This is a genomic window from Neobacillus drentensis NBRC 102427, assembly GCF_001591445.1.
Classification (GTDB): Bacteria; Bacillota; Bacilli; order Bacillales; family Cytobacillaceae; genus Neobacillus; species Neobacillus drentensis.
Genome location: NZ_BCUX01000015.1, coordinates 41947 through 53720, shown reverse-complemented (window position 1 = coordinate 53720; position 11774 = coordinate 41947). Strand labels below are relative to the sequence as shown.

The 11774-nt window shown below is 39.7% G+C and carries 11 protein-coding genes; 4 read left to right on the top strand and 7 right to left on the bottom strand.

Annotated elements, in window-relative coordinates:
- The first annotated feature begins 48 nt into the window (after positions 1–48).
- The gene (locus BDR01S_RS09055) at positions 49–1026 is read left to right on the top strand and encodes a M20/M25/M40 family metallo-hydrolase (protein ID WP_066255930.1); all 978 of its coding nucleotides are present in this window, start codon (positions 49–51) and stop codon (positions 1024–1026) included.
- 143 nt (positions 1027–1169) lie between these two features.
- Here BDR01S_RS09055 and BDR01S_RS09050 read toward each other — a convergent pair whose 3' ends face one another.
- From BDR01S_RS09050 to BDR01S_RS09035, 4 genes are all read right to left on the bottom strand, one after another.
- The gene (locus tag BDR01S_RS09050; protein ID WP_066255932.1) at positions 1170–1880 is read right to left on the bottom strand and encodes a DNA alkylation repair protein; all 711 of its coding nucleotides are present in this window, start codon (positions 1878–1880) and stop codon (positions 1170–1172) included.
- A 63-nt stretch (positions 1881–1943) separates the two neighbouring features.
- Entirely contained in the window at positions 1944–2975 is a 1032-nt protein-coding gene (locus BDR01S_RS09045) for a S66 family peptidase (protein WP_066255935.1), read from the bottom strand.
- Positions 2976–3252: 277 nt separating this feature from the next.
- Positions 3253–4239, bottom strand: coding sequence for an ABC transporter substrate-binding protein (locus BDR01S_RS09040; RefSeq protein ID WP_066255938.1), 987 nt, complete (start codon positions 4237–4239; stop codon positions 3253–3255).
- Between the two features lie 131 nt (positions 4240–4370).
- A complete protein-coding gene (locus BDR01S_RS09035; RefSeq protein ID WP_082797370.1) occupies positions 4371–5264 on the bottom strand; it encodes a TauD/TfdA dioxygenase family protein in 894 nt (297 codons plus the stop codon).
- A gap of 457 nt (positions 5265–5721) precedes the next feature.
- On the opposite strand from BDR01S_RS09035, the gene BDR01S_RS09030 reads away from it, so the two are divergent.
- Positions 5722–6498: an ABC transporter ATP-binding protein gene (locus tag BDR01S_RS09030; protein WP_082797369.1), complete on the top strand. Its 777-nt coding sequence runs from the start codon at positions 5722–5724 to the stop codon at positions 6496–6498.
- Positions 6499–6521: 23 nt separating this feature from the next.
- Positions 6522–7346 carry an ABC transporter permease gene (locus tag BDR01S_RS09025; protein ID WP_066255943.1) on the top strand — a complete coding sequence of 275 codons (825 nt, stop codon included), beginning with the start codon at positions 6522–6524 and terminating at the stop codon, positions 7344–7346.
- 121 nt (positions 7347–7467) lie between these two features.
- Here the strand turns inward: BDR01S_RS09025 and BDR01S_RS09020 are convergent, their stop codons facing one another.
- Together BDR01S_RS09020 and BDR01S_RS09015 are read right to left on the bottom strand one after the other, a co-directional pair.
- Complete coding sequence (locus BDR01S_RS09020) at positions 7468–9594, bottom strand: glycoside hydrolase family 3 protein (RefSeq protein ID WP_082797368.1); 2127 nt, start codon at positions 9592–9594, stop codon at positions 7468–7470.
- A 214-nt stretch (positions 9595–9808) separates the two neighbouring features.
- Positions 9809–10399, bottom strand: a complete 591-nt coding sequence (locus BDR01S_RS09015) for a hypothetical protein (RefSeq protein WP_066255945.1) — start codon at positions 10397–10399, stop codon at positions 9809–9811.
- A 339-nt stretch (positions 10400–10738) separates the two neighbouring features.
- On the opposite strand from BDR01S_RS09015, the gene lspA reads away from it, so the two are divergent.
- Positions 10739–11203, top strand: a complete 465-nt coding sequence (gene lspA / locus BDR01S_RS09010) for a signal peptidase II (protein ID WP_066255947.1) — start codon at positions 10739–10741, stop codon at positions 11201–11203.
- A gap of 64 nt (positions 11204–11267) precedes the next feature.
- Here the strand turns inward: lspA and BDR01S_RS09005 are convergent, their stop codons facing one another.
- Positions 11268–11705: a universal stress protein gene (locus BDR01S_RS09005; protein WP_066255950.1), complete on the bottom strand. Its 438-nt coding sequence runs from the start codon at positions 11703–11705 to the stop codon at positions 11268–11270.
- Between the last annotated feature and the right edge of the window lie 69 nt (positions 11706–11774).

Here is an 11774-nt window from a genome sequence, read left to right as displayed (position 1 = left end):
TAAAGAATCTATTATTCTATTTACAATAATCAAAGAGGAGTTGGCGCATTGAAAAAGAAAATAAGTATATCCTTTATTGTGTTGATGTTTAGTCTTTTGACGATTGTTGGGGGAGCTTCGGCCCAAACCGTTTCGTACAAGCCATCACTAGTGCATAAAAATGGTGCAATGGCTTATGAACATATGAAATACATAGCCTATGAAATAGGTCCAAGGGTGGCTGGATCGGCCAATGAACGAAAAGCAGAGCAATATATTCAAGGTCAATTCGAACGAATTGGAATGGAGTCAACCGTACAGGATTTTAGCTATTCTAGAAGAGGTTCGACAACCAAATCTTCAAACGTGATTGCCTATAAGCCTGGAAAATCAAGTAAACAGATTATTGTTGGAGCACATTATGATTCTGTTTCTGTCGGGCGGGGTGTCGATGATAATGCGTCAGGGGTTGGTGTCCTTTTGGAAGTTGCTGAGGTCTTGAAAAATATACCAACACCATACTCGATTGTTTTCATCGCATTTGGTGCTGAAGAAACCGGATTAAGAGGTTCAAATTTTTATGCAGCCAATATGACGCAAGCAGATATTAAAAATACGATTGGTATGATTAATATGGATAGTCTTGCAGTTGGTGATAAGATGTATGTTTATGGTGGGGCTGGAGAAGCCGGATTCATTCGTGACCAGGCCTTGGAGATTGTGAAGAAGAAAAAGTTAAATGTCGGAACAAATCCAGGTTTAAATCCTGAGTACCCAGCCGGAACTACTGGTGACTGGAGTGATCATGCACCCTTTATAGGGCTTGGTATTCCATACGGATATTTAGAATCGACCAACTGGGAAATTGGAGAATTAGATGGATATGACCAAACGGTTAAACATGGAGGAGTATGGCATACCGGTAACGATACGATTGAGTTTATCGAATCTGAATACCCTGGCAGAATCCAGGAACATCTTTCTTCATTTAGTACCCTATTAACCGAATTATTAAAGTTCATGAATAAGACGAGTACTTCTAAGTAATAAGTAGATTCATTGATTAACTAATGGAAGTAATTGTTACATCCCGCTTAAACTTGTTTCACAATTTATTCCACAGCAAAAAAAGTGTCAGGTACCAGCCAATTTCCCGGCGAGTGCCTGACACCTTTTTCCTGCCAACTATACTAACACCTTACATATTTGCGTTTGAAACCAAGTTTCTTCCCTCTATCTAACTCCTTTTGAATATTTTCTGATGCAAGCAGAACGCTGTTTTTTTTCTTGCTCCGCTTCATTTCAACAGGTCCTACAGCCTGTGCGGTTTCAACTGCCTTATCATGAAGCGGTAAATATGAAATCGCAACTGTGTACATAAAATTATTCATCGCCGATTTGGTTCGATCAGGAGAATCGTGAATTGTATTTTCCACCTGATCAAGCATACTAGCTATCTTGCCAGCGCTAAATTCAGCGTCTTTCCGATTCCCCAAAAGCCAACAATAACAGCTCCAGCCCGCCGACATTCTAAGTTCTTCCCCGCTTGCAATCCATTTATCGGCAACAGCTTGCGCAATATCGGTTTCTGCCAAAGTTACGGCCACCACATAATCAGACAGCATATAAAAATACGCCGCATCGATCCAACGCTCAAAATCCGCCTCGGTCATTATCTTGGGGTCCGCAATGATGCCGGCAAAATACATAGCATCGTAGTTCCCAGTGGCGTAGAGTTGCTCGGCCAATGGCTGATTTATCTTAATTTTCTTTGCAATCGGCTTCATTTTGCCTGTAGCCACGCCAAATAGGGGCTCGTGTGCCCCATTGCTTATGTACGTCTTTTTTATTCGCTCACTACTGAGCGATTCCAGTTCCTGTATAACCATTTCAAAATCCATCGTTTTGCACTTCCTTCCATTATCATCATTTCCACTGCATTGTAATTATTATCAAGCAATTAATTATTCCACGCCACTTTCTAATATCGTGAAAGTCTTTTTATCACAATTAATTTCCGCCATGGCTCCATAAGGCAAAATAAATTTCGGTTCGGTATGACCAAAATTGAGATTATAGAGGATCGGCAAATCCTCCAGATTAAATTCCTTCATTACTTTTTGTATTTCCACTTTATATTCATCGTAAAATTTCTCATCTTGCGGTTTACCAAAAATGATTCCATTCGCTTCTTGTAGAATTCCTTGAATGGCATAATTTCGCAACCAATACTTAATATTATTGGGCTCTGGCTTTTCCTCTGATGTTTCAAAGAAAAGAATACTATTCTTCCAATATTTCTCTTCTGGCCAAAGCACGGTTCCTTTCGCAAACTCTAGTACCTCAATACAGCCTCCAATCAAATGTCCTTGGGCTACACCTGAGCCTTGAAGTATATCGTAACCTATATTTTGTCGCATTGTCCGTCGGCGGTTTTTATTCTCTTCGATCCATTCTAAACGCTCACTTGTCCACTGTTCGGCCGCTTGAATTTCGCCAATCATCTCATTTGAAAAAAGCGTTCGCTTCACCATTTCAATCGTATATGAATCCATCTCAATGTTTTCAGCAAAATCGGTTAAAATGGCCGGACCATAAAAAGAAGAAATACCTGCTTTATGACAAAATAAATGTGAAACAGTTACATCTGAGTATCCCATAAAAATTTTCGGGTTTTCACGGATTACATCAAAATCAATATAAGGAAGTAAACGAATACTATCTTCTCCGCCTATATTTGCAAAGATACCTTTAATGCTATCATCCTTAAATGCTGTCATCAAATCTTCCGCACGAGATTGTGGATTTTTATAAAGATAATCGCTCCCTTTTAAACTATTCGGCATAGGGATAACTTTTAGTCCAAAAACTTCTTCTAATCTCTTTACCCCTTGTTCATACCGCCATCTCAGTCCTGGATCACCGGCACCTCCCCAGGACGGACTTACTGTTGCCACAAGATCTCCCGGTTGTAATTTCCTTGGCTTTTTTAACATATTTACTCCCACCCTTGTATCATTCGATTGGCTAAGAATATAGATACCTCTTAGTTTAAGAAAATATCTCTTGTCACTAATTTCTACAGAATTAGAAAAATACCTGCTTTAATTCGTTAATATGCCATTACATAAAGAAATACGAGCTATATGAAAGTGTTTATAACTACCTTTGTCGCTTTATGAACGGTTTATAACAAAAAAGTGCCTGACACCATCCATAATATTGGATGGTGTCAGGCACTTTTTTTATGTTTCTATTTGACCTTTGATGTTATTATTTTAAAACTGCATCGATGTACTCATTATGGATTTGTTTTTTGTAATTAAATGCTTTCTTGATGTACCCCGCTTCAGCTAACGTGTCAATGGAATCTTGCTGTGCGTTAATAGACTCTTCAGTAAAACGTATATTGGGTTTTTCTGCTGTGATGATTTTCTTAATGAGATCAGCTGGAAGTTTTGTTGCACGTGAATAGATTTTAGATGCTTCATCCGGATTTTCTATTTGCCAATCGGCTGCTTTTTTGTATACTCTTAAATAGGCTTGAACAATCTCGGAATGTTCCTTCGCAAAGCCTTCTCTGGCAATAATAGCGCCTGGGGCAAATATTTTTTTATTTACATTTAGAGTTACTCCGTTCCCTTTTTCAACATTATTTAGATAATAAGGATTCCACACGGACCATGCGTCTAATTTTTTGGATTCGAAGGCGGCTTGTGCATCATCGGGTTGAAGATTGATGAGTTTAACATCATCAGTCGTTAAACCATTCGCTTTCAATGCTTTAATTAGATATACATGAGCCGTTGTACCAAGAGGAACACCCACTGTCCTGCCCTTTAAATCTTTAATATTCTTGATATCCCCATTTTTTTGTACTAATATTCGAACATTCGATTCTCCTGTACCGGTTTGGGCAATCACTTCAAATGGCAGTTTTTTATCTAAACCTGCTATTAACGCACCATCTCCTAAAAACGATAAATCCACACGATTTGAAGCAAGTGATTCCAAAAGCGGGGGTCCGCTTGTGAATTCACTCCATTTAACTTCGGCATTCATCGCCTTAAACTCTTCTTCGAACCAGCCCTTTTCCCGAGCAATGACCAATGGTCCCATTTTCCCATTTAAAGCAATATTTACTTTAACCTGAGCACCTTTGGCATTCGTTTTTTCTGCAGATGAACCGCATCCTGCTACTAAAAATATCATGGAAATGACCAAGAATAATCCTAATAAATGCTTACGATATTTCTCCATTTTGTAACCTCCTCAAATCATATGGCTTCACCTGCCTGCATGTGTGTATCCTGATTAGGATAAGAATAGAGGTTCGACAATGAGAGTGATCTCTCTTTATCGGAACCTCTAATTATTCAATTGGTTAGATTTTATTTTTTAACTATTAATCTACTAACTTCATTTTCCTGATTAACGGTTACGTTCTTTCCAACTGTTACACGTCGTACAACGCGGTGACGATCTCCGTAATCTGCAACCGCATAATGTTGCGTGGCCAAGTTATCCCAAATGACCACATCCCCTTCCGTCCATTTCCAGCGGACGGTATTTTCTAAACGTGTCACATAAGAATCAAAGATACTTAATAATCTTTCAGATTCACTTGTTGTATAGCCTTCCAACTTTCCTGCAAATCCTCCTAATAACAAATGCTTTTTCCCTGTTTCTGCGTGAACATGTACAACCGGATGTCTCGTTTTAAAAACTGTTGATTCAAAAACAGCACGATATTTTTTGGTAACGTCATTAACATGAATATCACTTTGTTTATACTGTGCATAATCAAATTCATTTGAATGAATTCCCCATAACTTATCTGCTAATCTTTTCAAGCCGTCCGGAAGGTCTTCATACGCTGTATTCGTATTTGCCCAAACAGTATCACCGCCAACTTCCGGAATCGTTACCCCTCTTAATACAGAGTATTTTGGAACTTCAGGAACAAACGTAACATCCGTATGCCAATGATTCGCTTTTGCACCTTGCTCAGAGTCCAGTTCAAAAATAAAGTTCGTATTATTTTTTACTGGTACAGTCGGATGAGCATATGGTTCGCCTAATAATGTTGCAAATGCTTCTTGGCTCGCATCCGTTAAATGATTTTGACCTTTAAAAAATACTACCTTGTACTCGTTTAGAGCTTGTTTAATCTCATTTAAAATACTTGATTCTAAGTCTCCACTTAATTGAACACCTTGAATTTCTGCACCAATTCTGCCTGCTTGCGGTACCACTTTTAATTGTTTTGTTTGAAAAGCTGTCATTTTCAAATTCCTCCTCATTATCATGTTTTATTTTTTTTCAAATACAACGTAAATCTCCTTTGAACCTCCTCCTGACTTTTTATTTCCCACTTAACCAAGTGATATAGTCGGTTTAATGATCATCAAAAATAAAAAGAGATCCAACAAAGTAAGCGTGAAGGCTTCTCTTTGTTAAATCTCTAGACGACTAGTGGATTTTTATCACTATATTTAATTGGACTAAATTGGTAAGTGGTTTGTTTATGATTGCATCTTAACAGGGTTCGAAATACTCTGTCAATTATTTTTTTAAGTAATCCTATAAATTTAGTTGGATTTAAAGTATTGAATATTAATATTAACCATGGTAAGTTATTATCAATAAATTCATTCGAATGAATCGACTAGGCTACTGGAGATTCGGTGAAAGGACATCTATGTCTTTTCGCTGAATCTCTTTTTTATTTTAGAAAGGATGATGAATATTTTGGAATCAACAGTGAAAATCGATCATGTTAGAAAAACTTTTAAGAGTGACAATGAAAGCATTAAAGTATTAGAGGATTTTAATCTTGCAGTAAAATATGGTGAGTTTTTGACCATTATCGGTCCCAGCGGTTGCGGAAAAAGTACTTTATTAAAATTGATTGCAGGACTTGATTTAGATTTTGAAGGCGAGATTATGATAGCTGATAAGTCAGTGAATGGTCCCTCTAAGGATCGCGGCTTTATCTTTCAAGAGCATCGTTTGTTTCCCTGGTTAAACGTTGAAAAAAATATTGCAGGTAACCAGTCATTAAAAGATCCGGATATACGTTCAAAAGTGGACCATTTAATTTCACTAGTAAAACTTAAAGGATTTGAAAAAGCATATCCGCGTCAATTATCCGGGGGAATGTCACAACGCGTGGCAATTGCCAGGGCCTTGCTGCGGAATCCTAAAGTGTTATTGCTAGATGAACCGTTTGGCGCATTAGATGCATTCACTCGCAACCATCTCCAAGAAGCTTTACTGGAAATATGGGAGGAAAATCGAACGACAATGATTCTTGTAACCCACGATATTGATGAGGCGATCTTTTTGTCATCTAAAGTCGTCGTCATGGATGCAAAGCCAGGGCGAATAAAAGGGATTGTTCCTATTGATTTGCCTTATCCAAGAACAAGGATCAGTAAAGCTTTCCAAGAATACAGAACCGTTATCTTGAAATACCTTGATCACCAAGATAACGAAATAGAAGATTGGATTATCTAATTAAAAAAGAAAGGATGATATAAATGTCTACACAAACAATTGCTCAGAACAATGCCATTTCAATTAAGAAAAAGAAATCACAAGTAACAAAAAGCTACTCAATTTGGCGCGGATTATCCCTGCCTGTTTTCGTATTGATTTTATGGCAATTGTTAAGTTCACTCGATATCTTGTCCGCTCAATTATTTTCTTCACCCTTGTTAATTATCACGCGCTTCATTGAACTAGTTCAGTCAGGGGAGATGGCTAAACATCTTCAAATCAGTTTAATCCGAGCATTTCTCGGTTTTGCGATAGGCGGTTTTCTTGGGTTATTAATAGGTGTCATTGTTGGTATGAACAAAAGGGCGGAGGAGTATTTAAACCCAAGTATCCAAATGCTCCGCACTGTCCCACTGCTTGTGATTACACCGCTATTTATCATGTGGTTAGGGTTTGGTGAATTATCTAAAGTATTACTAATTGCTTTAGGCGCCTTTTTCCCTTTATATTTACAAACCTTTTTAGGCATTCGTAATGTAGATAAAAAGCTATACGATGTGGCTCAAATATTAGAGTACAGCCGAATGGATCAAATAACTAAGCTTATGATTCCGGCTTCATTACCTAATATTTTACTGGGTATACGCTTAGCTCTTAGCGCTGCCTGGATGTGCTTAGTCGTCGCTGAATTGTTGGGCGCTGATAGAGGTGTGGGTTTCATGATCCAAGATGCCCGTTCTTTTATGCAGACAGACACTGTCTTTGTAGGCATTATCATCTTTGCCCTTGCCGGTAAAATATCCGACTCGTTTGTCCGCTTTTTAGAAAATCGTTTACTAAAATGGCAAGATAGCTTTAAAGCCTAACTAAAAACCAATGAATTCTTCATTCTTATCTTTGAACATAAAAAAGACTACTTCCTTTTTATACGGAAGTAGTCTTTTCTGTAGAAAAAACTATATTGTAACTTTGGCCGGCAAGCTGAACTTACTTTTTATAGTTGAGACCAAAGCCGAAGGTGTAATCGTCACCTGCTGCATTTGTGTAAGTATAGTCAAACTTTTCGGCGTAGCCTGGAACATCAGATGCGTTTTTCTCGACAGCATCTTGGTTGGCTGGGATCGTGATTGGCAGCTTTCCTGTTGGGTTGAAACGTCCGCGAAGGACATCAAGTAGTGCTTCAGCCTTGACACTGTAAGTAGCCACAACTGCCGCAGCGCCAGGCTCTACCTCATCGATAACCCATGGATTGGTCATGTTGATAACCAGCGTAGTTGGGACTTTTTCTTCGATTTGTTTAACTCTTGCAACGTCAATGCCGGTATTTGTACCTAGTTTAATATCTACAGTAGAATTGTCAGGGAACTCGAATGGACTTGGGCGCAGCCAAACAACAGCGGCAGTTGCTTCACTAAGTGTGTTTACGATTTTTACTGTTGGGTCTTCCTTCGCAATAATTTCCTTCAATGCGGCTGTGCGACTGTCACTGTTGGAACCGCTAAACACTTCTACGTATAGCTTTGTAGTGGCGACTTTTTTATCAGTCAGTGGCAGCATGCCCTTGTTGTTGCGAAGAAGCGTTACGGACTTAAGATGCGCTTTGTCTGCTTTGGCCTGTGATTTTTCTGAGCTGGCAATATTCTGTGCTTCTGTCGGATCCGTATATGGGTCTTCGAAAAGTCCGAGGTTGAATATTTCAGTAAGCAGCTGGGACACGGAAGGATCAAGGTCTTTCACTTCAATTAGGCCTTGTTTTACTGCAGAAATTAGTCCGCTCGGGTCGTTGTTGTCAGAGAAAATATTAGTTCCTGCATCGATTGCCTTGGCAAACTTCTGCTCGATTGTTAGATTATGCACGCCCCAGTCGCGGTTGGTCAGCACGCCGCTGTCGCTGTTGACGTATCCCTTAAAGCCCATCCGGTCACGGAGCAGGTCTGTGAGGAGGGTCTTGTTGTAAGCACCGGCAACCTCTTCGAACTGCTTTGTCTCCGATTGCCAAAGCTCACGTGGAAGCTGTGCTGCGCTGCCCTCATTTTTAGGGGCATTGTAGTAGGACATGACCGAGCTCACTCCAGCATCGATGGCAGCTTGGAACGGCGGCAGCTGGTATTTGTACAGGCTGCCAGCCGTTGGATAGGTCGCAAACTGACCGGGCTCATTGTGCGGGTCGAGGCCACGGACGACAGCTCCGTCACCAGGGAAATGCTTAACAGTCTGGGCAACAGACTTGTTGCTTAGCTCCTCACCTTGGAAACCAAGGACGAGTTCTTTGGCAATTTTTGCGTTCAACGATGGGTCTTCTCCGAAGGTGCCGGAAATACGACGCCAGCGCGGTTCAGTCGCGGTTTCAATCTGATAGCCGTAGTTTTTCTGGATGCCGGCTGCGCGCCACTCAGCGGCTGCAATCTCGGCGAAGTCGCGAATGAGGCTGAGGTCACGCGTTGCCGCAAGACCCAGGGTTCCAGGCCAGGTGGAGAATTGACCGGAGGCCTCGCTGATGCCGAACTCGTTTTGTTCATTTATGTTATTCCTAGGATTAGAGGTGAAAACGATCGGGATACCCAGCGGTGAGGCCTCGGCAATCTCCTGATATTCGTTTGCTCGCTCCGCTAGAGCTTTAGCTGAAGGATTATCTCGGATGATAAGGTAGCGAATATGACGATTATTGATGTAATCGTTGATGGCGGTTTTGCTAAGTGAGGTGATTTGCATGATGCCTGCTTTCTCCTCCATGCTCATTCGCGGCAGGAGATCGGCTACACGCTTTTCGGTGGACAAGCGCCAATCCTCGTAAGGATCAAGCTTGCCGTTTGCATTGAGATCTTTGAATAGGCGTTGACCAATCTTAATAGTGGGCTTAACATGAGCTTCAACCGATGGCGACTTTTTCCCACCAGCATTTGAGTGATCCGGTGGTGAGGCAAATGCCCCGCCTGCAATCGTGGCAGCAGCCACACTTGTGATAAGAGAAGACATAACCATTTTTCTTAACCGTTTCGATTTTTTCGCCAATTTTGCTACCCCCTTGAAATTTTGTTGAAAGTGAATCATAAAAGCTTTTGCATTAAAATAGCTATATTTTCCCTCCCTTGCGCCCAAAAACTTGAGGTTCATAATTTGTAACCGGATACAATATGGGACAACTAAATTATAAGAAAATTAAGACAATTAATCGTTGTATTAATTTTAGGTTTTTTTGTGATATTTTTATTTCTTATCACCATAGTAAAATGAATAGATTTAATTAAAATTAGCACCATCCCAATGTTGGATGGTGCTAATTACGAGCTATGTGTAACGGTTTATAACGACCTTCGCCACCTATTAATCACTGAAAAGGGCTATATGAAACGGATTTTTCATTTAATTTGTTTAACTTTCCTCCGGCTACGATAAATCCCGCTCCTGTGAAAAGAGCGCCAATGAGTTCGACAATCTTCTGGCTGTCGCCTGAAACACCGGCCGCTGCAAATACTAGGGTGCCAATCAATAATAGATAGCCTGAAGATCGAGGAAATACCTTCCCCCTAATCATCGATACTCCCAAAAATATCATTCCTAGTACAAACAGAAGCGGTCCAAACGTATAAATGGGCTCAGTATAAGCTGTGGTAAAAACTTGGCCAACCATTTCCCCAGAAGCCTGTGCAATTTCCACAAAAACAATGGCTGTTACGATGATGTTTCCTATATTTCCTAGTATCATAGCCAAAAGGCCAAGCATGCCGTTTCTAACCCCTTGAAGAAAATACAAGCCAAAAAATGCAAAGACGAGCAGTAAGTGGGCTGCAAAAACCAGAAATGTACCAAAAATGCTTTCATGTTCGCCTGCTGCAAGATTTATAGTATGAGCCACCACGAGAAGGATTCCAGCGAGAATGGAAGTGATTCGCCCTAGACGAGCAATTGATTCATTCATTTTTTTTAACACTCCTTTAATTTTTTTAAGCTAGGATGTTTTAACGGTTTGGAAAAAAGTAAAATGATACGCAGACATTATGTCGGATAGTGCAGGAACAAGGATGAGTGGCAAAAGTCGACGAGTTCTTATACAAAAACAATACTCTGAGTTGAAATTATTTTACTATTTAAAATATAGAGGAACAGTTAGAAAATGGAAAGTACTATTTCCAAAAATTTACGAAAACTATAGAATTATCGTCTAATAGTTTAAGAGCTTTAAAATAGAATAGAAAAAAGCTTTCAATTATACTGATGATTAGGATGCAATTGATTCTGCAAGAAAGAAGGTCTATAAATGTTATTTTACCTGATTGCAATTCTTGTTATTGTGATGGACCAGCTTTCTAAATATCTAATTCGGGCCAACATTGATATCAATGAAACATTTACATTATGGGGAATTCCACTCACACATATTGAAAACAGCGGGATGGCAGGCGGTTTATTTCAAGGCTATGCGCGATTCTTCGTGGTTGTGGCGGTGTTGTTCGTGATAGGTGTTTTATATTTTCGCAAAACTGAAGAAATGAAGGGTGCCCTCATCGATAGTAGTTTCGGATTCCTAGTCGGAGGAGCAATTGGAAATGGAATTGATCGACTTCTGTTTGGGCAGGTAACAGATTTTATCATTCGCTCTGGTGGAATTCTTAACTTGGCTGACCATGCTATTGAGATTGGTGGGTTACTGCTTATTATTCACGGAGTCGTTAGCTGGTTAAAAAGCAAAGCAATAGATTCTCTTAAAAATGGGGACCAATAGATAACTATTGGTCCCCTCTCTATTAATCAATAAAAACTAATCCTGAAAAGCATTTTATAGTTTCTTATTTTACAATTAAAACTGGGCAATGCGCCTTTTGGACAACATAATGGCTGACACTTCCCAAGAAAAGTTCCTTCAGTCCACTTAATCCTCTGCTTCCCATGACAACAAGGTCTGCATCATTTTGCTTCACATAGTCGACAATCATGAGTCCTGGATTCCCTTGTAATAAAAGTGCTTTTGTTTTATTTGGAAGTGACTTTAATTCTTGTTCAATTTCACTACGCACGGCATTAGCTTTCTCAAGCTGCGACTCAAGAATTGCAACAACTCCATAACCGGAGGCGTATGGAATGGGCTTTTCTGGTTGCATGACCATTACGACAAACAATTGAATTTGTTGATCCTCTTTTGCCATATTCATTGCCATTTTCAAGGCTTTTTTGCTTAAGTCAGAATGGTCATATGCAACAACAATTCGCGAATAATTTGTTAACATTATTCTCATCTCCCCATTATTAAACTTTCCTTCCTACTTTTATTATACGTCTGGCATTTTAATCGCGGA